Here is a 21,689-nt window from a genome sequence, read left to right on the forward strand (position 1 = left end):
GCACAAAAAAAGTTAGTTGAGAATCAAAGATATGATTAATGTAAATCCACAAGTTTTATCAACCGAAGGCAACAAGCTGGATATCAACAACCTGAGTCCTGAGCAAGTGGCATTGGAAATTAAGAACCTGAATCTGCATTACGGTGATAAACAGGCTCTGAGCAATATTTCCATGAAAATCCCTAAGGGTCAGGTAACGGCGTTTATCGGCCCAAGTGGTTGTGGTAAATCAACACTATTGCGCTGTATCAACCGTATGAATGATCTGGTTGATAGCTGTTCTATCGAAGGCGCGATTAATTTAAATGGTGAAAATATCTATTCCAAGCACGTTGACGTTGCCCAGCTTCGTCGCAAAGTCGGTATGGTATTCCAACGCCCGAATCCATTCCCTAAATCTATCTACGAAAACGTAGTCTACGGCATGCGTCTGGTTGGTCAGAACAATCGCCGGGTTTTAGATGAAGTCTGTGAACGCTCGTTGCGTGCAGCAGCCCTTTGGGATGAAGTAAAAGATCGTATCCATGATAGTGCATTAGGCTTATCCGGCGGTCAGCAGCAGCGCCTGGTTATCGCCCGAGCGATTGCCATTGAGCCTGAAGTATTACTTCTCGATGAGCCGACCTCAGCATTGGATCCTATTTCTACATTGACCATTGAAGAGTTAATCAATGATCTAAAGCAAAAATACACAGTAGTTATCGTAACCCATAACATGCAACAGGCGGCACGGGTTAGTGACCAGACCGCATTTATGTATATGGGCGATTTGATTGAGTATGCAGATACCAATACACTGTTTACTACGCCTAGTAAGAAGAAAACCGAAGATTACATTACCGGCCGTTACGGTTAATCGACAGGAGACAGTCCCATGGAAAAGTTTAATACAGGCAGACACATTTCCGGCCAGTTCAATCAGGAATTAGAAGCGGTTCGCAACAGCGTTATGACGATGGGCGGATTGGTTGAGCAGCAATTAAAAGACGCATTAACATCGGTCAGTGAGCATAATGAAGACCTGGCGCAGAAAGTTCTGACCAGCGACTACAAAATCAACAAGCTCGAAGTGTCAATTGATGAAGAGTGTACTCGCATTATTGCGAAGCGCCAGCCTGCTGCAAGCGATTTACGCCTGATCATGGCAATTATCAAAACCATCGCCGATTTAGAGCGTATTGGTGACGAAGCCGAGAAAATCTCGAAAGTCACCTTGGAGCATTTTCCGGGTAAAAAGCATGACTTTTTATTAAACCTCGAGAATTTAGGCCGTCTGGTGTTGTCGACATTGCACGACACCTTGGACGCCTTTGCCCGCATGGATTTTGATGCCGCCCTTAAAGTGCATCAAAACGACGACCGAATTGACCGTGAATACGAAGCCATGATGCGTCAGTTAATGACCTACATGATGGAAGATCCACGTTCTATCCCATCCATTATGAGTGTTATTTGGTCGGCTCGAGCACTGGAAAGAATTGGTGATCGTTGTCAGAACATTTGTGAGTACGTAATTTACTTTGTTAAAGGTAAAGTGGTACGTCATATCTCTGAACAGGATATGGACGAGTTCATCTCATAATACCAATCCCATTAAATTATTGCTCACTCAGTGAGAATTTAAAGGCTTTTAGACAAGGCTTTGATTGCAGAGAATGGTTATTCCATTTTCAAAATTAGCCAAAATCAGTAATGCAGCACAAACGCCTTTAAAACTCACCCTTAGGGAGTTAGTGAGAGGCCCATTTACTGCCCTATATTTCATTAATATAGAATGACTATATCAATGAAATCTATGTTGTAAATGAACCTCTGCCCTAACTCTGAGTTGTGCACAAACTTAATGTGATTGGTATAACATTTTGAATATTGGTAAATAACTGTTAGTTTATTAACCAACTTTGGGGTTTTTACCCAGATAAACCATAATTAACGGTTGAAATAGGGGGCAAATAGCGTATATTTGCCCCGATTTTTATTTCGCAGAAACGAAGTTGCAGGAAACAATATGTCTGCTAATAACATTCTAGGTGTATTTGCTAAATCGCCTTTAAAACCTCTACAGGCACACATCAATAAAGCTCATGAGTGTGCGCAATTACTCCCTTCTCTATTTGCTGCTTGTGCCGCTGATGACTGGCCAAAGGCTGAAGATATTCGTAAAGAAATTTCTTCATTAGAAAAAGAAGCGGATCAATTAAAACGTAAAATTCGTATGGAAATGCCGGGCGGTATCTTTATGCCGGTTCAGCGTACCGATTTACTCGAACTAGTCAGTCAGCAAGATAAAATTGCTAACAAAGCCAAAGACATTGCTGGTCGTATTCTAGGTCGTAAAATCACCATTCCTAGCGAATTATCAACAGATTTTGATGCGTACCTTCACCGCTGTATGGATGCAGTAAAACAAGCTAACAAAGCCATTAATGAGATGGACGAGTTGCTAGAAGCAGGTTTCTCAGGTCGTGAATTAGACTTTGTTGAAACCATGATTCAGGAATTGGACTCCATCGAAGATGACACTGATTTGATGCAAATCGAATTACGTCAGGGCCTATTGGCCATTGAACAGAACATGAACGCAGTGGACGTTATGTTTCTGTACAAAATCATTGAATGGGTTGGCGATTTAGCCGACATCGCTGAGCGCGTAGGTGCTCGCTTAGAAATCATGTTAGCAAGATAAAGTAAGGTTTCGTAATAATGGATATTTTAGCTAATTATGGAACCATGCTGGTTCTGGTAGCCGCCGCAGTAGGCTTTTTTATGGCCTGGGGTATCGGTGCCAATGACGTCGCGAACGCAATGGGTACTTCCGTTGGTTCAAAAGCGTTAACAATCAAACAAGCGATCATCATTGCGATGATTTTCGAATTTGCCGGTGCATACCTGGCCGGTGGTGAGGTTACCTCTACCATTCGTAAAGGTATTATCGATGCCTCCTACTATACCGACATTCCAGAACAACTGGTGTTCGGTATGATTGCCGCACTATTTGCCGCTGCAACCTGGCTACTAGTTGCCTCTTATCTGGGGTGGCCAGTATCCACTACTCACTCTATCGTTGGTGCCATTATCGGTTTCTCAGCCGTTGGTGTGAGCGTAGATACCGTTGCCTGGGACAAAGTGTTAGGCATTGTTGGTAGTTGGGTGGTAACGCCATTAATTGCCGGTGTCTTCGCTTTCGTTATTTTTAACAGTGCTCAGAAACTAATTTTTGATACCGACAAGCCGGTAGAGCAGGCGAAACGTTGGGTGCCGATGTATATGTTCCTGGCGGGTTTCGTACTTTCTTTGGTTACCATCAAAAAAGGTCTGAAGCACATCGGTATGGATATCGGTAGTGTAGAAGGTTACATCTATGCCGTTGCAGTTGCCCTATTGGTAGCTCTTTTGGGTAAATTCTTCATCTCGCGTCTAGATTTAAACCTGAAAGCTGACCGCCGTGCTCAGTACATCAACGTTGAAAAAGTGTTTGCGGTACTAATGGTAATCACTGCATGTTGTATGGCATTTGCCCACGGTTCAAATGACGTTGCTAACGCGATTGGTCCATTAGCTGCGGTTGTAAGCATCGTAGAAAACAACGGTGAAATCGCTTCTAAAGCCGCTCTGGCGTGGTGGATTCTTCCACTTGGTGGTTTCGGTATCGTAGCCGGTCTTGCTATCTTCGGTCATCGCGTTATCGCCACTATCGGTAAAGGTATCACTCACTTAACACCGAGCCGTGGTTTCGCTGCTGAACTAGCGGCTGCCTGTACCGTTGTTGTTGCATCAGGTACTGGTCTTCCTATCTCTACTACCCAAACCTTAGTTGGTGCGGTACTCGGTGTAGGTATGGCTCGTGGTATTGCTGCAATCAACATGGGTGTGGTACGTAATATCGTAGTTTCCTGGGTAATCACCCTGCCAGTTGGTGCAACCTTATCAATCATGTTCTTCTGGATGATTAAAGGTGCACTGACCTAATCATCCGTAAGACGAATGATTTGTAAGCCAGAGCAAATGCTCTGGCTTTTTGTATATGGACATACTTAATCGAGATATTGCCTCCATGATATCTCGACATTCAATACGTCCATGTATCTTGTCGAGATATAACCATCCATGATATCTCGACATATCGTAAATCCCTTTACTAATCCTCCCGAACCATGGAAGGTAGCAAGGGAGGGTTTATACAAGGATGTTGGTATATCGATTGTGTCTGTCGTTACAGGGATGTAATTTATTAGAGCAATGCATGGAGCAATTGCCGAGAACGTACAATCGATTCTAGTTAGGGTTTGTATCAGCTCTCTTTGAAGCTAAACAATAAATGCAAATTTAGCGACCTCATCACACTTCATTTTCTTGCGGCTATGTTGATTTCTGCATACAGTTAACTAACTGATTAGCAATAAGTTGATTGTCCATGTTGTTACGCAAACCGTCGAGGTTTTGTCAGACCGTGGCCATGATGTTATTGACGGGCATTAGCGTCAATGTATGGGCAGCGCCCGACAGTCCTGTAGACAAATCCATCCAACCGGTGGACGTTCTGAGCGTCGAAAGCGATGACTCAGGCGCGAGCCACTCTGACACGTATGTAGAACGTGTCACTAATTCTGCCTGGGAAGAAAAAGTCCCGCTTGAGGGCTTTTACGATGATCCGTTCCAGGTTTCCATCTTTAATCCTCAACACGGCGAAGACAAAGACCGACTCTGGTCACAAACCAAATCGGTATTTATCTATGGTTTTGGAGTAGCCGGGTTTATCGCCTTGTTACCCGACGATATTTCCAATTGGGATAAGCAGGGCAAACTGCTGCAAAAATGGGGGAACAATGTTGCCGAGGGGCCGGTTTGGGATAGGGATGTATTCTGGATCAATTATATTGGTCATCCATATGCGGGAGGAATCTACTATCAGGTTGCCCGAAAGTCGGGGTATCGCCAATGGGATGCCTTCGTTTATTCAGCCTTGATGTCGACTTTCTATTGGGAGTACGGCATCGAAGCTTTTGCCGAGACCCCATCGATACAGGATTTAGTGGTTACTCCGGTTCTCGGTTGGGGGCTCGGTGAGTGGATGTTTCAGAAGGAACGTGAGATTCGTTTGGGTGGCGGTAAAGTATGGGGTTCTGAGGGGCTGGGTACATTCTCACTTTGGATGCTGGATCCTGTCGATTCATTGGGGCGCGGCGTCAATCAATTGTTCAACCGGGAAATCTTTCGCGCAGGTACTGGCTTTGTGAATTACCGTACTAATGTAATTCAGTCGGAAGGCGAGGCCGGGTTACTCCATGAAAACCAATGGCAGGTGCAAATGCACTTCCAGTTTGGTGATGGTAAACCATTGCGCTCCACCCCAGTGCCTCAATATTACCAGTTTAGTAAAGACCCAATTGACTACAGCATGGTGGGGATAGGGCTGGGTTCTGGGTATGCCTGGCTTGATGATGTCTGGCAGGTTGAAGACGACCCGTATGGTGAGTTCAGTATTGGTCTGTATTTTACCAATCGTTATTCAGCTCGGTTAAATTATGCCCGCGCGCACTACAAACAATTATCGAATGGCGAAGATCTAACTTATGAAAACTATAGCCTGAGCGGTCAGTATTACTTTCGTTCTGAAAGCGACTTTCGCCCGTATGTAACCTTGGGCATTGGTGAAATGCTTCGTGACCAGGACCGGGATTTAAAGTCTTTCTATAGCCATGGTGGGGTCGGATTGCATATGAAGCTTAATAATAATCTGGCTATCCAAACCGATATTGCTCGCTATTTCTCTACCAGACTCGATACCCAGGAAGATATCTTTCGATTCAGTGTGATATATCGTTTAGGTAAAGGCAATTGGTACTAGTGGCTGACGGCAGTTATGAATAATCACTTACCGAATTTAAAACACTTACAATACCTGTTGGCGTTGCACCGTCACCAGCATTTTCATAAGGCTGCAGAATCCTGCTTTGTCAGCCAGTCAACCTTAAGCAGCGCCATTATCAAATTGGAGCAGCTATTAAATTGTCAGCTCATCGAGAGGGATCATAAGAACTTTCTCTTCACCCGCCAGGGTATCGAAGTGGTTCATATGGCTGAACAGCTATTGCATCAGGCCGATGAGCTGGTTGACTACTGTCTGGCTCAGGGTAACCCAACCCAAGGTAAATTATATTTGGGCTGTATTCCGACTATCGCGCCCTTTTTAATGACCGATGTTATCGAAAAAACCCAACAGGATTGCCAGCACCTGGAACTGTACGTCATTGAAGATACGACAGAAAACCTGCTGGCATCCCTACAGGGCGGGAAAATCGATGCGGCGATACTGGCGTTACCAATCGATGAAAAGTTTACCCAGGCTTTTCAATTCGCTTCCTTAGGCAAGGATCCTTTTTACCTGGCTGGCAACAAATCACTGGTCGAGTCGGTGGTCGATGAAGGAAATTACCAGGGTGTTAAAAACGGCCAGATATTTGTCCTTAGCGAAGAGCATTGTCTGACTCGTCATGCTTTGAATTCCTGTAAAGTCGAGCAAAAAGAGAAGCTCAACAGCTTTGCCCCCACCAGCCTTACCACCCTGATGCAAATGACCATCTACCATCAGGGGCTAACCTTCTTACCGCAAATGGCAGTTAAAAAAGGCATTGCGGGTGTATCGGAATTAACCTGTGAAAAGCTGCCCGAATCTGCCTACCGGGAAATTGCCTTAGTTTACCGGCAACGCAGCTATCGTCAGGAAACCTTTGATATTCTACAAAAAATAATCTCGCCATTAGTCTAACCTGATGTTTTCTATTCGCTAATTATCTGTTTCAATAAAAATATTAATTTTTTTCAAACTATTTCTACGTGTCCTTCGACTATAGAGGGTAAATAATCTGTGAAAATGAAATAACAGGGAAAATTTGTGTTTGAACGCAGCGACGAAACACTGATTAAACAGGCGTTAAAAGGCAAAAAGAGTGCCTGGGTGCAATTAGTCAGGCGCTATGAAAAAGGAATATACAATTATGCCTTGCGCATGGTTGGGCATCCCGATGATGCCATGGACCTTATGCAGGAGATTTTTATCGCGGTGTTTCGCAATCTCAGCAGTTTTCGTGGAGATGCCAAATTTAAAAACTGGCTTTATCGAATCGCCCACTATCGCTGTATTGAATTCTATCGTCGTAAACGTCCCAATCAATCGCTGGATGATGAACCGACGGAAATGGAGGCTGAGGGCTGCTCGCAACCTGAACATCAGTTGCAACAAAGCCAACAGGCTTTGGCACTGGCAAAAGCGATGCGCTTACTGCCTTTAAATCAGCGTACGGTGGTGGAATTAAAATTCTTTCAACATTTCACTTTTGACGAGATAGCCAACCAGCTTGGCATTTCCAGCAATACCGTGAAGTCTCGATTATATAGTGCTTTGGATAAATTAAAGGATAAATTGGAGATTGATTATGTCTGAGAAAGAACAATTATTTCAGGCGTGGCTCGATGGCAACTTGAATGAGCAACAAAGTCAACGATTAGAAGCCTTAGCAAGTGAAGATGAGGAGCTCAGAAGTCGACTAGCTGCAGCTCGCTATATCGAACAGCAAGTTCATGGCTATGAAGCGCACACCCCTGAAAACTGGGATCCTGCCTCAATAATGGGTGAAGCCCAGGCGCCTTGGTGGCAATGGCCGGGCTTGTCTTTGGCGTCACTGGCCTGTTCGTGTTTTGCCATCGCCTTGGTATTACTGAACGTTCAGGTGACATCACAGCAGGATGGTTTTGCCATTACCTTTGGCTCGTCATCGAATTCAATTGATGAGCAAAAGCTAGAACAGTTGCTCGATCAATGTTTGCAGCAGTTTGCGGCGGAGCAGGAAATTGTTCTGGCCAACTATGTCTCGGATTTTAAAGACCAACAACAGGCCAATAACCTGCAACTTGCTGGCTACTTGTTAACGGCGACGCGTCAGGAGCGTCAGGAAGATATCTCGCACTTCATTCAGTATGTCGATGAACAACGCAGTGAAGATGCACTAGATAACAAGCTCAAATATCAACGCTTAGAATACGCATTGCAGACCCAGGCGATAAAGCAGGGTATGGGAGAGCAATTTCAACAAACCAAATTCAACGACGAGGATGAATAAGATGAATAAGTTAAAAAAAGCAGTACTGCCTCTGGCGTTGTCTATCGTCAGCACAGTTACCAGCAACGCCATCCAGGCTAATGAAAACCAGTATCAGGTGCTGACCAAGCAGATTGGCATCATGGAAGATATTTTTACCAGCGCCATAAAAAACAGTAACGGTAATGACAGTATGGGACTGGCCGGCATTGAATCTCTTTACTTGGCGGAACAAGGGGTAGTATTTACGGTCAATGCCCACAGGAAATATCAATTCTCAGGTTTTAGCGTGCCTATGCCTGTAGCACCGGTTGCGCCGATGGCACCAAGAGGATTTGAAGATAGCGAGCTGTTTGGTGAAGACTTGCAGGATGTTATCGATGAAGCCATGGAAGAGGCAGCAGTTGCAATGGAACTGGCTCAGGATCATATGCGTGAGGACATTGAGCGTCAGCGGCAATTGCGTGAACAAGAGCGTGAACTGGCCTATGAATTACGGGATCTGGAACGCGAGCAGCGAGATTTAGCTTATCAACGACGCAGTGAAGATAAGGACGAACTTAAACAGTTAGAAAAACAAGCGGCGAAGCTGGAACAGCGTAAAAAGGAATTACTCAAGTCCAAAGAGGAGTTGGCGCAGCGCTCAAATAAGTTAAAAGCGCAGCAAGATAAAGCCAGAGCCGAGCAACGAAAGCAACAGCGGGCGTATTTCGCCGCGCTTGAGTCGAGTTTAAGTGAGACCTTGTGTACCTATGGCGGTGGTTTGCGTGCACTTCCTGCTGATGAGCATGTATCGCTAATTATTAAAAATGCCGCGATGAGCACTAACGGCAGGGGGTATCAGGATAGAGTTTTGGTGTTTACCAAAGCTGATATTATGAAATGTCTGACCCAGTCCATCGACCCGAAAGCCTTACTATCAGGTGCTGCGCGCTATCAAATGTAGCCATTGAGCTAATTTATTTGGGTACAAAAAGGGCCAGTTTTAAACTGGCCTTTTTTTAATTGAGAATTTCTACAATTTCCCGTGACGCTTCGATAAGGCGGATTATCTTACCGTCAATCTTAACGGTGACTATGCCGTGCTTATCTACCGGTACGACAATATCTCTGTATCGATATACATCTTTACTAAGAATGTATCCTGGCGCTAATTTTTTCTGCCACCCCGGAGGAAGCTCTTTACCCTGACTAACTTTTTTCTCTAGTCCCTTGGGCAGTTTTTGCGACTTTTCATTTTTGGCTTGAACGGAAGTAGATACGGCAAGTGTAGCCACCATCAGGCCAAGGATAGTTGTGGTTAACTTTGTCATTTAGCTCTCCTTAGTGTTGTTATTATCAGCCGTTACTCGGTTTAATGTGATGCCAAGTAAACCTTTGCCTTGTTGCAAGGTATTGTCATCAATAATCTTCCAAACCTGTTCTTCTTTACCGAGGCGAAAAACCAGGTAACTGTCGCCACCGCGCTCGCGTACGCTGACCTCGTCATAATACGTTCGCTTACCTTCTTTTTCGATATAATCATCGCCAATGATGATATTAGGAACTTCAATCGCATCGGCGAACGCGTTCACAAACTCATTTTTCGAAGCACTTTTTATCTGGTACTCACCTTCATAGCCATGGCCACAGCCCCATAACAAAAGACAGGCGACAACGCTGGTTAGAATTTGTTTAAATTTCATCTTTTTTACCCTGATGGTTGAATATGCAAAATCAAGCCCGCTTGCATAGTGCAAGTGTCAGCTAAATTATCTTGGGGGCAGGTAACGGCACCCTGGACAGGGCGCCGATTCAATATTACTGAATTGGTGTGTAAAAACTTTCTGGTATTTCAAAATCGCCTTCAGCTTTTGCTAACAGGTTATTTTCAAAAGTTAATACCAATTTCTTTTGAGAATTAAATGCTTCGTTACGACCTGATTTAAAATCGTAAACGTAGTACCACTGATTATCGTCAAACGCGTCAACTACGACAGGGTTGCCCAGAACAAATTTTACCTGTTCTTTGGTCATGCCAACCTGCAGCTTATCGATTTGTTTTTGTTCGATGTAATTTCCTTGCGGGACATCAATACGGTAAACACACCCTGAAGCAAATGTGGTGGCTAATCCTAGCAAAATGCTAAGAGATAAAGCTCGGGATCTCATTAATTCTTATTCCTTAACGACAACAGCCTTTAATTTTACTGCCAAGGATAATAACCAAGGGGCCGTGCAGATTAAAGGCTTTTTATGAATTTTTTAGTGATATTCCCTGTTCGGACCGATTAGCTCGCTAAAAGTTCTTTGGCATTGGCAATCGCATTATCGGTAATTTCATCACCGGCCAATAAACGCGCAATTTCTCTCTCCCTCGCATCCTGTGCCAAAGGTGTTACTGAAGTTTGCGTATGTTTGCCATCAGTGAGTTTTGCAACAAATAGTTGTTGCTGACCTTTACTGGCAACCTGCGGCAGGTGAGTGACACATATCACCTGGGTATTGCTGCCAAGTTGCTGCAGCTTCTGGCCAACTTTCGCCGCGGTCGGACCGCTAATACCAACGTCTACTTCATCGAAAATTAAGGTTGGGGTAATGACTTTTTCAGCAAGAATAACTTGAATCGCAAGACTGATTCGTGACAACTCACCGCCAGAGGCAACTTTGTGTAATGCTTCCATCGGTTGCCCTGGGTTCATACTCACGAGAAATTCAATATCATCATAGCCATGGCTGGATAGCTGCTCATTTACCTGGTGATCAATTTGCACATTGAAGCGAGCGTCAGGCATACTTAATTCACGCATAGATTCGGTGATCAGTTTAGCAAGCTTCTTCGCAGATTTTTCACGACTTACTCGCAGTTTTTCAGCAATCTGATGGTATTGCTCTTTGATAGTATCTAACTCATCATGCAAATGCTGATGGCGCTCTTCATCGCCACTTAGCTGCGATAACTGGGCCTGAAGCTTTTGATGATAATCGAATAAATCTTCAGGATTTACCTGATGCTTTCGAGCCAGGGTAATCGCTGTAGAGTAACGCTCTTCAATTAGGTTGAATGCTTCAGGATCCAAATCAATGCTTTGCTGATAATAATTTAAGTCGCGAGACGCTTCCTGAATCTGAATGCTGGCATCAACCAACATATTGGCAATAGATTCTGCACCTTTATCTAATGCCGCTAGCTGCTGCACATCATCGGCAATTTTCTGAAGCTGAGCGCTGACCGAATATTCGTTTTCATCGCTCAGTTGATTCAGGCATTGACCCGATATAACCAATAACTGCTGGGCATTGGCGTGGCGTTTGAAATCCGCTTCAAGTTGCGAAAATTCACCCTGTTGCAGTGAAAATTCATCCAGCTCTTTAACCTGATATTGCAGCAGTTGTTGTTGAGCTTGGCGCTGTTGCTGACTTTCCAGCAATGAATTTAATTCGTTATTTTTGGTGCGCCATTGCTTTTGGAAAAACTTAATATCATCAAGTAAACCATGGTGTTGAGCATAATCGTCAAGGAGCTGACGTTGCTCAGTGGTTTTTAACAGTAATTGGTGATCGTGTTGACCATGAATGTTGATCAATAACTGGCCGAGCATTTTAAGTTGTGCAAGGGGAACCGGGGTGCCATTGATATAAGCTTTTGAGCGGCCTTCGCTGTTAATTAACCGGCGAATAATACAGTCGTTTTCGTCATTCAGTTCTTGCTCAGTTAACCACTGCTTTGCTTTTTTATTACCACTGACATCAAAACTGGCGATTAACTCGGCTTTGTCGGTACCGGGACGAACCACAGATGTTGTCGCACGCTCACCTAAACATAACCCTAGAGCATCGATTGCAATAGATTTACCTGCACCGGTTTCACCGGTTATCGTGGTCATTCCATGATGCCAGTCAATTTCTACATGGCTAACAATCGCGAAGTTGCGAATACTAAGATTGGTTAACATAACAAACGTCCTGTACAAGATACTGTTTATTTGTACAGTAAATTAACAGTGTTTAAAAAATGATGCAAGAAAAATGATCAATGGTATTTCTGGCGGGGTAGTTTCGGTTAAAAGCTAATAGGATTGGAATGCGGTTGAGACTAAAAAGAGCGGGTTATTGTTAGTAGCAACAACCCGCATAATGGCAGGTCATTTACAAATCAAAGCGATCGGCATTCATCACCTTCACCCAGGCATTAATAAAGTCATCGACAAATTTATCATTGGCATTATCACTGGCGTAAACTTCCGAAAGTGCTCTTAACTCGGAGTTAGAGCCAAACAGCAAATCTACACGCGATGCGCGCCACTTGGTTACTCGGTTGGAACGGCTCAGACCCTCAAAATAGGTTCCTGAATCGTTACCCTGCCAGATGGTATCCATGTCCAGTAAGTTAACAAAAAAATCATTAGTCAGATGTCCCGGGTTATCGGTAAGGACACCTAAATCTGAGTTTTCATAACTAATGCCCATCGCCCTTAAGCCTCCTACCAAAACCGTCATTTCCGGAGCGGTCAGATTAAGCAACTGGGCTTTATCGATAAGCAGATCCTCAGCCATATTGGCAAACTCCGATTGACAATAATTGCGAAAACCATCGGCTTTACCTTCGAGTACCGCAAACGATTCGGTATCGGTTTGCTCCTGCTGAGCATCTGTGCGGCCGGGACTAAAAGGAACTTCAACCGTTTTACCGGCAGCTTTAGCGGCTTGTTCAATGCCAACAGAACCTGCCAGTACAATCATATCGGCAATTGATACCTGTTTATCGGAACCTTGCACGTTAAATCCATTTTGGATTTTCTCAAGGGTACCCAGCACTTTAGTTAGTTGCGCTGGTTGATTCATTTGCCAGCCGCTTTGCGGGGCCAGACGAATCCTTGCACCATTTGCACCACCGCGTTTGTCAGAATCCCGGTAGCTGGCAGCTGATGACCATGCGGTATACACCAGCTCCGCAACCGACAGTCCGCTGTCGCCAATTTGTTTTTTCAGGTCGTTTATATCGTTGCTGTCGATTAACGAGTGAGTAACCTCAGGCACAGGATCTTGCCAGATCAGATCTTCGTCGGGGACTTCAGGCCCTAAATATCTCACCTTCGGCCCCATATCCCTGTGGGTTAATTTAAACCAGGCGCGGGCAAATGCATCGGCAAATTGGTCTGGATTTTCATGGAAGCGTTTTGAAATCGGCCCATAGATAGGATCCATACGCATCGCCATATCGGCGGTTGTCATTATCGTGGTAACTTTCTTCGATGGGTTTTGAGCACTTGGTGCCAGGTGCTCATCGGCAGGGTTTACCGGTACCCACTGCCAGGCTCCTGCGGGGCTTTTTACCAAATCCCATTCGTAGCCAAATAGCACGTCAAAATAACCGTTATCCCAGGTTGTCGGCTTGGCAGTCCATGCGCCTTCAATACCACTGGTAATAGTGTCATCGCCATGGCCATCACCAAATTTATTGATCCAGCCAAGTCCCATATTTTCCACGCTTGCCGCTTCCGGTTCCGGCCCAACATTAGCTGCATCACCAGCGCCATGACATTTACCAAAGGTATGTCCCCCGGCAACCAGAGCAACGGTTTCCTCATCGTCCATCGCCATGCGGCCAAAGGTCTCGCGGATATCTTTACCTGAAGCCAACACGCTGGGCTCGCCATTTGGACCTTCCGGGTTTACATAGATAAGACCCATTTCTACGGCCGCCAGAGGATTGTCGAGATCACGCTCGCCACTGTATCGTTTGTCGGTTAGCCACTCGGTTTCCGCGCCCCAGTAAATATCTTCTTCCGGATGCCAGATATCTTCACGACCGCCGCCAAAGCCAAAGGTTTTAAAACCCATGGATTCGAGTGCGCAATTTCCCGCGAGAACCAGTAAATCGGCCCAGGACAGTTTGTCACCATATTTCTTTTTCACCGGCCATAATAATCTTCGAGCTTTGTCGAGGTTGCCGTTATCCGGCCAGGAATTTAAAGGGGCGAAGCGTTGTGCTCCGGTACCAGCACCACCGCGACCATCGCCGATACGATAGGTTCCTGCAGCGTGCCAGGTCATGCGGATAAAGAACGGACCATAATGACCGTAATCGGCAGGCCACCAAGGTTGCGAGTCTGTCATCAAATCATAAAGATCCTGTTTTACTTCGCTCAAATCAAGCTGATTAAAACCCTCTTGATAGGAAAAGCCTGCTGACATCGGGTTAGATTTTGAATCGTGTTGGCGCAGAATTTTCAGGTTTAGTTGATTTGGCCACCAATCGATATTGTCTGTCCCCATGCCACCCTGGCGCGTCATGCTACCATGCACAAAAGGACACTTTCCGGAAGCGTTATCGTTTGAGTTATCCATCAGAATCTCCAGTTAGTGAGGATTAAAACTTCTTGTAAACTATAGACGCTGGGGACTTAAGCCGGGGAGCTGATTGTGGTAAATCTGATTATCTGATCTGCGCGAATATTGAAAACTTTGCCAATGGCGGTCACAATAATAGCTATCTCAGCATTTTCGGAATACTCATGACCCAGTTGTTAGCCCTGGTCAGAACCTATTGGGTCCTGCTTACTTTGATACTTCTTACGATAATTTTGTTGTTGTCGCTTTACCCGTTACAGGCATTGCCTACCGTACCCGGAACCGATAAAACCCATCATTTTCTCGCGTATTTTGCCTTGGTGATGCCGATGGCACTGCGTAAGCCTTCATACTGGCCCGTCGTGGTGTTAGCTTTTGTATTAATCGGTGGCGGCATCGAATTGCTCCAACCATTTGTGAATCGCTATGGCGAGTGGCTGGACTTAACCGCAAACACCTCAGGTGTGATTTGTGGTTTTATTGTCGGTCAAATTATCAATCGCCTATTTCCAGATACAAGTCTTGAGACCATTGAATGTGCTAAACAGGAAGTTATCGAGCGGGAATAGATAAGGGATTTTCGCTACTGATATAAAAAAGTCAGCATGAAAAAGCCAGCGTTGATGCTGGCTTTTTAGTCTTGGTTGGCGTTCGATAACGATAGCTGAATTATGAGCTTTGTTTCGCTCGCATCGCGTTTGATACTTTTGATACCGGAGCTCGTCCTAATTCGTCACTGATAAACCACCCGGCTGCAAGCAATAAATCCAAATTAACACCGTGCTCAATGCCCATGCCGTCAAGCATGTATACCACATCTTCGGTGGCGACATTGCCCGATGCGCCTTTTGCATAGGGACAACCACCTAAACCCGCAACCGAACTGTCGATAACCGCAACGCCCATATTCAGAGCAGCATAAATATTTGCCAGCGCCTGACCATAGGTATCGTGAAAGTGCACCGCCAATTTATCCATTGGTACGTACTTATTCACGGCTACTAACATTTCCTGCACTTTGTGCGGGGTACCAACACCTATGGTATCGCCAAGGGAAATTTCGTAACAACCCATGGAAAACAGCTCATGGGCAACGTCAGCCACCGCTTCTGGCGCAATTTCCCCCTCGTAAGGGCAACCTAAAACACAGGACACGTAGCCGCGAATGTTTAAATTGTGCTGCTTAGCCAGCTCAACCACATCTGAAAAACGTTCTAACGACTCTTTGATAGAGCAGTTAATGTTTTTTTGGCTAAAGCTTTCTGAAGCGGCACCAAAAATAGCAATTTCGGTTGCACCAGCGTCTATCGCGGCCTGCAAGCCTTTTAAGTTTGGTGTCAGGGCTGCATAAGTTACTTTGTCTTTACGCTTTATCTGCGCAAACACATCCGCCGATGATGCCATCTGCGGTACCCATTTCGACGACACGAAACTGCCGGTTTCGATATAGGAAAGGCCCGTATCGGTTAACCGGTTTACCAGTTCAACTTTCACCTGAGCATCAATGGCTTTGGCTTCATTTTGCAGGCCATCTCGCGGGCCCACTTCCACCAGTTTTACACTGGAAGGTAGTCTTGGATTTGACTTAATCATTACTCGATTCTCATTGTCGTAACGGCTTGTCTTTTAAGCCTTACTCAGCGTCAAAGGCGAGTAGGGCAGAGCCGCCATCAATCATGTCACCACTTTGATAATAGAACTCACTGACTTTGCCATTTGCAGGCGCAACGATAGTATGTTCCATTTTCATCGCTTCCATGATCATCAATGCCTGCCCTTTACTAACCTCATCACCAACTTCAACTAAGGTGGCGATTAAGGTGCCATTCATTGGCGCCTGTAAGCCAGCATCACCAGCGTTGTCGTCGCTAGCATTAAAATCTTCAACAACTTTAGCAAAGGTGATGGCGCCAAGGTCAGTGAAAATGGAAAAGCTATGTTGTTGAGCGGCAATCACTACTTGCTGACGATGGCCATTGACAGTGACTAACAAGCCGTCATCGAGTAATTGCCCCTGAACATCATAGGTTTGCCCCTGACATTTCACCAGATAATACTGCTGTTCACCTTCACGACACTCTTCAACTTCAATGTCATAGCGCTCAGACATGGCGTTAAGTTCAAATTTATGAAGGTTCTTCTCATTGGCGCGCCAGGCATTATTGTTATGCCACGGCGAGTAAGGATCATTGGCGCTGGTGAGTGCCTGATTATCGCGCTTTTGAGAAAGCAGGACATAGGTAGCTGCAAGCGGCAGATAGCTTTCGATATCCCCAGACTGTTCATTAAACAGGCTCTGCTGATGTTTCTCAATAAAGCTGGTATCGATATCGGCGTTAGCGAAAGCATCGTTACTGGCAACGTTGTAAAGAAAATCAATATTGGTGGTGACACCCTGGATTTGATAATGCTTTAGTGCGCCGCGAAGCCTTGCTAATGCTTTGCTTCTGTCTTCATCCCAGACAATCAGCTTAGCAATCATAGGGTCATAGTAAACGCTGACGTCATCGCCTTGACGAACACCGGTATCAACGCGCACATGGGCGTTTTCCGTTGGTGTTTTTAAGAAGTTCAGAGTACCGGTTGCTGGCAGAAAGTCTTGATCCGGGTCTTCGGCATAAATTCGCGCTTCGAAGGCATGACCGTTTATTTTCAGATCGTCCTGTTGCAGCGGTAAGGTTTCCCCTGAAGCCACACGAAATTGCCATTCAACCAAATCCTGGCCGGTGATCATTTCTGTAACCGGATGCTCGACCTGTAAACGGGTATTCATTTCCATAAAGTAAAATGACCCATCGTTTTCATACAAAAACTCTACGGTACCCGCACCGCGATAACCGATAGCCTTAGCTGCGGCAATCGCTGCCTGGCCCATTTGCTCACGAACCTCTTCACTCAAACCAGGAGCTGGCGCTTCTTCAATCACCTTTTGGTGACGACGCTGGACCGAGCAATCACGCTCAAACAGATACACGGCATTGTCGAAGTTATCGCAAAATACCTGGATCTCCACATGTCGAGGTTGTGTCAGGTACTTTTCAACCAACATAACATCGTCGTTAAAGGCAGCCATGGATTCACGTTTTGCGGCGGCAAGGGCACTGGAAAACTCTTCCTCGCTCCATACCTGACGCATACCTTTACCACCGCCACCGGCAGCCGCTTTTAACAGTACCGGATAACCCATGGCATCGGCATGTTGTTTGATTAAGGCTTCCGATTGGTCTTCGCCATGATAACCAGGTACCAAAGGCACATTGGCTTTTTCCATAATCGCTTTGGCGGCAGACTTTGAGCCCATGGCTTCAATCGCAGGAACCGGAGGACCGATAAAGGTGAGATTGTTGGTCTGACAAAGTCGACAAAATTCAGCGTTTTCCGAGAGAAAACCGTATCCCGGGTGAATCGCCTGGGCATTGGTTTTCAAAGCGGCATCGATAACCTTCTGACCTTGCAGGTAGCTGTCTTTTGCTGGTGCTTCACCAATATAAACCGCTTCATCGGCAAGGGTTACATGCATGGCATGACGGTCGGCATCTGAATATACCGCGACCGTTTTAATGCCCATGCGACGAGCCGTTTCGATAACCCGGCAGGCAATTTCGCCACGGTTGGCGATGAGTATTTTACTAAACATAATTATTCCTTATCGCTTAACCAGTTGGCTGGTCGTTTATTGAAAAAGGCCTGCAAGCCTTCCTGACCTTCTTCACTGACACGGACTTCGGCGATGCGGTCACTGGTATCTTCAAGCACGGAATCATCGATTTCTCGGTGTTGAAAATCCAGCACTAACGCTTTGGCTTTTTGCACCGCTTGTGGGCCATTGCCAAGAATCAGCTGACAACGACGAGCGACGGTTTCGTCAAGGGATTCGATATCACAGATTTCATCTACCAAACCGATTTGATGAGCGGTCGTAACATTAAATCGCTCGGCGGTCTGAAAGTAACGACGACTGGCACGCGCGCCCATCGCCTGAATGACATAAGGACTGATGGTTGCCGGGATCAGGCCAAGCTTAACTTCCGATAAACAAAAACTGGCGTTTTCACTGGCAATTGCCATATCACAGCAACTCACCAGGCCAACGGCGCCACCAAAAGCCGCACCCTGAACCTTAGCGATGGTCGCTTGTGGTAAGTGATTTAGCTTGTACAGCATGGTTGCGAGTGCCATCGCATCCTGTTGGTTTTGCTCGCGAGTGTAATCGGCCATGCGCTGCATCCAAGATAGATCGGCACCGGCAGAGAAATGTTTACCTTTAGCCGATAATATCAACACTCGGATGCTGTCTTCTTTAGCCACTTGTTCAAAGACATCGGTCATCGCTGCAATCAGGGCATCGTCGAAGGCATTAAACTTGTCTGGATTATTCAGACTGACATCAATCACCCCGTTTTGTGGGTAGGTAATGTCCAGTAATGGATTTGTATTGTTAATCATGTTACATCCTAAAAATGCCGAAGCGAGTGTCTTTAATCTCGGCATTTAATGCACTGGATAGGGCAAGGCTTAGGACCTGACGAGTATCCGCCGGGTCAATAACGCCGTCATCCCACAAACGCGCAGATGCATAATAAGGGTGACCCTGCTTTTCATATTCGTCGATAATCGGCTGTTTAAATGCCTGTTCTTCTTGCTCGCTCCATTGCTCGTCGCGTTTCGCTTTCTGGTCACGTTTAACCTGCGCCAGAACACCAGCTGCCTGTTCGCCGCCCATTACAGAAATTCGTGCGTTTGGCCACATGAACATAAAGCGAGGATCGTAAGCACGGCCACACATACCATAGTTACCCGCACCAAAACTGCCGCCTATTAACACTGTAAACTTGGGAACCTGAGCACAGGCCACAGCGGTTACCATCTTCGCGCCATGCTTGGCAATACCGCCAGATTCATATTGTTTACCAACCATGAAACCAGTGATGTTTTGCAAAAATACCAGTGGGATTTTTCGCTGCGCACACAGCTCAACAAAATGCGCCCCTTTTTGTGCGGACTCACCAAACAAAATACCGTTATTGGCAACAATACCGACAGGGTAGCCGTGTATGCGGGCAAAGCCACACACTAGCGTGGTTCCATATAAGGCTTTGAATTCATCAAATTCACTGCCATCAACCACCCGGGCAATGACTTCTCGGACGTCATAGGGCTGTCTCGCATCTTTTGGAATAACACCGTAAATTTCTTTGCTGTCGTACAGAGGTTCTTTCGGTGGTTTGATATCCAATTGACCCGGTTTGACCCGGTTCAGGTTACCAACGGCCTGACGGACTAGTTGCAATGCGTGTTGATCGTTTTGCGCGTAGTGATCGGCAACACCAGAAGTACGACAATGAACATCGGCTCCGCCGAGCTCTTCGGCAGAAACGACTTCGCCGGTAGCTGCTTTTACCAGCGGTGGACCGGCAAGGAAAATCGTACCTTGTTCTTTTACAATGATTGACTCATCGGCCATCGCTGGTACATAAGCACCACCTGCGGTACAAGAGCCCATTACTGCGGCAATCTGCGGAATGTTCTTGGCAGACATATTGGCTTGGTTAAAGAAGATACGACCAAAATGCTCTTTATCCGGGAAGACCTCATCCTGGTTTGGCAGGTTAGCACCCCCAGAATCCACCAGGTAAATACATGGCAGGTTGTTCTCTTCGGCAATAGTTTGCGCGCGTAGATGCTTTTTCACGGTTAGCGGGTAATAAGTTCCACCTTTCACTGTTGCATCATTGGCGATAATCACACACTCCTGACCATTCACCCGGCCAATACCTGTGATAATACCGGCTGCTGGCACGTAATCGTCATAGACCTCAAAGGCCGCAAGTTGTGATAACTCCAGAAACGGAGAACCCGCATCAAGTACCTGATAGACTCGGTCTCTTGGCAGTAGCTTTCCACGGGAAAGATGGCGCTGTTGATATTTCTCACCACCGCCTTGTTTAATTTTTCCGAGTAGGGCAGTTAAATCGTCAACCTGCTCCTGCATATGGGACTGGTTGTTGGCGAAGTCTTCACTTCGCGTATTAATTTTACTGTGTAGTTTGGCCACGGTAATTCCTTAACGCTTGCTCTTTAAATTATTTAGACTCGTTAAATAGCTCACGGCCAATCAGCATACGGCGGATTTCCGACGTACCTGCACCGATTTCATAAAGCTTGGCATCACGTAACAGACGACCGGTAGGGAATTCGTTGATATAACCATTACCGCCTAAAATTTGGATCGCATCCAGTGACATTTTGGTTGCAAGCTCTGCGGCATACAAAATCGCACCGGCGGCATCTTTACGGGTTGTCTCACCGCGATCACAAGCCTGAGCAACCATATAGACATAGGCTCTTGCAGCATTCATTTGCGTGTACATATCGGCCACTTTGCCCTGGATAAGCTGGAACTCACCAATTGACTGACCGAATTGCTTACGGTCGTGAATGTAAGGCACTACGCTGTCCATACATGCAGACATAATACCCAGAGGTCCGGCAGACAGAACCACACGCTCGTAATCAAGGCCACTCATCAGTACCGCCACACCTTTGTTTAGCTCGCCAAGAATGTTCTCTTCTGGTACTTCACAGTCTTCAAATACCAGCTCACAGGTGTTTGAGCCGCGCATACCCAGCTTGTCTAGTTTTTGGTGACGGCTAAAACCAGGGTAGTCACGCTCAACGATAAAGGCGGTGATACCTTTAGAACCGGCGTGAATATCGGTTTTTGCGTAAATGACATAAGTGTTGGCATCAGGACCATTGGTGATCCACATCTTGTTGCCGTTTAATACGTACTTATCGCCTTTTTTCTCGGCGCGAATCTTCATGCTAACCACGTCAGAACCCGCGTTTGGTTCACTCATCGCTAAAGCACCAATATGTTCACCCGAGCATAGCTTAGGCAGATACTTCATCTTCTGCTCATGGGTACCGTTGCGGTTAATTTGGTTCAGGCACAGGTTTGAATGGGCGCCATAGCTCAAGCCTACAGATGCAGAAGCGCGGCTAATTTCTTCCATTGCCACAGCGTGTTCAATGTAGCCAAGGCCGCTACCACCGTATTGCTCATCAACGGTCATACCTAACAGGCCCATGTCGCCAAATTTGCGCCACAGGTCATTTGGAAACTCATTATCAATATCAATTTGTTCAGCGCGTGGAGCGATTTCATCGCGGGCAAATGCGTTTACCTGATCGCGGATCATGTCAACGGTTTCGCCAAGATTAAAATTCAGTGAAGAGAAACGGGAGATCATAATG

20 protein-coding genes are annotated in these 21,689 nt (G+C 45.9%); 10 read left to right on the forward strand and 10 right to left on the reverse strand.

What is annotated here, in order from left to right:
- Nucleotides 1-31 precede the first annotated feature (31 nt).
- The 9 genes from pstB to FNC98_RS05190 all read left to right on the forward strand — a co-directional run bounded on the left by pstB (nucleotide 32) and on the right by FNC98_RS05190 (nucleotide 9,045).
- Nucleotides 32-856: a phosphate ABC transporter ATP-binding protein PstB gene (pstB, locus tag FNC98_RS05150; RefSeq protein WP_143580251.1), complete on the forward strand. Its 825-nt coding sequence runs from the start codon at nucleotides 32-34 to the stop codon at nucleotides 854-856.
- An 18-nt stretch (nucleotides 857-874) separates the two neighbouring features.
- Nucleotides 875-1,582, forward strand: a complete 708-nt coding sequence (gene phoU / locus FNC98_RS05155; protein ID WP_143580252.1) for a phosphate signaling complex protein PhoU — start codon at nucleotides 875-877, stop codon at nucleotides 1,580-1,582.
- Between the two features lie 426 nt (nucleotides 1,583-2,008).
- A complete protein-coding gene (locus FNC98_RS05160) occupies nucleotides 2,009-2,686 on the forward strand; it encodes a TIGR00153 family protein (RefSeq protein ID WP_143580253.1) in 678 nt (225 codons plus the stop codon).
- Between the two features lie 17 nt (nucleotides 2,687-2,703).
- The gene (locus tag FNC98_RS05165) at nucleotides 2,704-3,969 is read left to right on the forward strand and encodes an inorganic phosphate transporter (RefSeq protein WP_143580254.1); all 1,266 of its coding nucleotides are present in this window, start codon (nucleotides 2,704-2,706) and stop codon (nucleotides 3,967-3,969) included.
- 487 nt (nucleotides 3,970-4,456) lie between these two features.
- Nucleotides 4,457-5,848, forward strand: a complete 1,392-nt coding sequence (locus FNC98_RS05170) for a DUF3943 domain-containing protein (RefSeq protein WP_185968073.1) — start codon at nucleotides 4,457-4,459, stop codon at nucleotides 5,846-5,848.
- Between the two features lie 15 nt (nucleotides 5,849-5,863).
- Nucleotides 5,864-6,769 carry a LysR substrate-binding domain-containing protein gene (locus FNC98_RS05175; protein ID WP_143580256.1) on the forward strand — a complete coding sequence of 302 codons (906 nt, stop codon included), beginning with the start codon at nucleotides 5,864-5,866 and terminating at the stop codon, nucleotides 6,767-6,769.
- Nucleotides 6,770-6,895: 126 nt separating this feature from the next.
- Nucleotides 6,896-7,444, forward strand: coding sequence for an RNA polymerase sigma factor (locus FNC98_RS05180; protein WP_143580257.1), 549 nt, complete (start codon nucleotides 6,896-6,898; stop codon nucleotides 7,442-7,444).
- Nucleotides 7,437-8,120 carry an anti-sigma factor family protein gene (locus tag FNC98_RS05185; RefSeq protein WP_143580258.1) on the forward strand — a complete coding sequence of 228 codons (684 nt, stop codon included), beginning with the start codon at nucleotides 7,437-7,439 and terminating at the stop codon, nucleotides 8,118-8,120. The genes FNC98_RS05180 and FNC98_RS05185 overlap by 8 nt, the downstream gene beginning before the upstream one ends.
- Before the next feature lies 1 nt (nucleotide 8,121).
- Nucleotides 8,122-9,045 carry a hypothetical protein gene (locus FNC98_RS05190; protein WP_143580259.1) on the forward strand — a complete coding sequence of 308 codons (924 nt, stop codon included), beginning with the start codon at nucleotides 8,122-8,124 and terminating at the stop codon, nucleotides 9,043-9,045.
- Between the two features lie 55 nt (nucleotides 9,046-9,100).
- Here the strand turns inward: FNC98_RS05190 and FNC98_RS05195 are convergent, their stop codons facing one another.
- From FNC98_RS05195 to katG, 5 genes are all read right to left on the reverse strand, one after another.
- A complete protein-coding gene (locus FNC98_RS05195; RefSeq protein WP_143580260.1) occupies nucleotides 9,101-9,412 on the reverse strand; it encodes a hypothetical protein in 312 nt (103 codons plus the stop codon).
- Nucleotides 9,413-9,784, reverse strand: coding sequence for a hypothetical protein (locus tag FNC98_RS05200; RefSeq protein WP_143580261.1), 372 nt, complete (start codon nucleotides 9,782-9,784; stop codon nucleotides 9,413-9,415).
- 115 nt (nucleotides 9,785-9,899) lie between these two features.
- A complete protein-coding gene (locus FNC98_RS05205; protein ID WP_143580262.1) occupies nucleotides 9,900-10,250 on the reverse strand; it encodes an outer membrane protein assembly factor BamE in 351 nt (116 codons plus the stop codon).
- Nucleotides 10,251-10,369: 119 nt separating this feature from the next.
- Entirely contained in the window at nucleotides 10,370-12,034 is a 1,665-nt protein-coding gene (gene recN, locus FNC98_RS05210; protein ID WP_143580263.1) for a DNA repair protein RecN, read from the reverse strand.
- A gap of 193 nt (nucleotides 12,035-12,227) precedes the next feature.
- The gene (gene katG, locus FNC98_RS05215) at nucleotides 12,228-14,429 is read right to left on the reverse strand and encodes a catalase/peroxidase HPI (protein WP_143580264.1); all 2,202 of its coding nucleotides are present in this window, start codon (nucleotides 14,427-14,429) and stop codon (nucleotides 12,228-12,230) included.
- Between the two features lie 167 nt (nucleotides 14,430-14,596).
- On the opposite strand from katG, the gene FNC98_RS05220 reads away from it, so the two are divergent.
- Nucleotides 14,597-15,001 carry a VanZ family protein gene (locus FNC98_RS05220; protein WP_143580265.1) on the forward strand — a complete coding sequence of 135 codons (405 nt, stop codon included), beginning with the start codon at nucleotides 14,597-14,599 and terminating at the stop codon, nucleotides 14,999-15,001.
- A 100-nt stretch (nucleotides 15,002-15,101) separates the two neighbouring features.
- On the opposite strand, the gene FNC98_RS05225 is transcribed toward FNC98_RS05220, so the two are convergent.
- From FNC98_RS05225 to FNC98_RS05245, 5 genes are read right to left on the reverse strand one after another with little or no spacing between them, the layout of a single operon-like run.
- A complete protein-coding gene (locus tag FNC98_RS05225) occupies nucleotides 15,102-16,025 on the reverse strand; it encodes a hydroxymethylglutaryl-CoA lyase (RefSeq protein ID WP_143580266.1) in 924 nt (307 codons plus the stop codon).
- Nucleotides 16,026-16,065: 40 nt separating this feature from the next.
- A complete protein-coding gene (locus FNC98_RS05230) occupies nucleotides 16,066-18,069 on the reverse strand; it encodes an acetyl/propionyl/methylcrotonyl-CoA carboxylase subunit alpha (protein ID WP_143580267.1) in 2,004 nt (667 codons plus the stop codon).
- A 2-nt stretch (nucleotides 18,070-18,071) separates the two neighbouring features.
- Nucleotides 18,072-18,878, reverse strand: a complete 807-nt coding sequence (locus FNC98_RS05235) for an enoyl-CoA hydratase/isomerase family protein (protein WP_143580268.1) — start codon at nucleotides 18,876-18,878, stop codon at nucleotides 18,072-18,074.
- A 1-nt stretch (nucleotide 18,879) separates the two neighbouring features.
- Nucleotides 18,880-20,487 (reverse strand): carboxyl transferase domain-containing protein, encoded by a 1,608-nt coding sequence (locus FNC98_RS05240; protein ID WP_143580269.1) that lies wholly within the window; start codon nucleotides 20,485-20,487, stop codon nucleotides 18,880-18,882.
- A gap of 28 nt (nucleotides 20,488-20,515) precedes the next feature.
- On the reverse strand, nucleotides 20,516-21,685 hold the full coding sequence (locus FNC98_RS05245) for an isovaleryl-CoA dehydrogenase (protein WP_143580270.1): 1,170 nt from the start codon (nucleotides 21,683-21,685) through the stop codon (nucleotides 20,516-20,518).
- Nucleotides 21,686-21,689 lie beyond the last annotated feature (4 nt).

The sequence above is a fragment of the Thalassotalea sp. PS06 genome (assembly GCF_007197775.1).
GTDB lineage: Bacteria > Pseudomonadota > Gammaproteobacteria > Enterobacterales > Alteromonadaceae > Thalassotalea_A.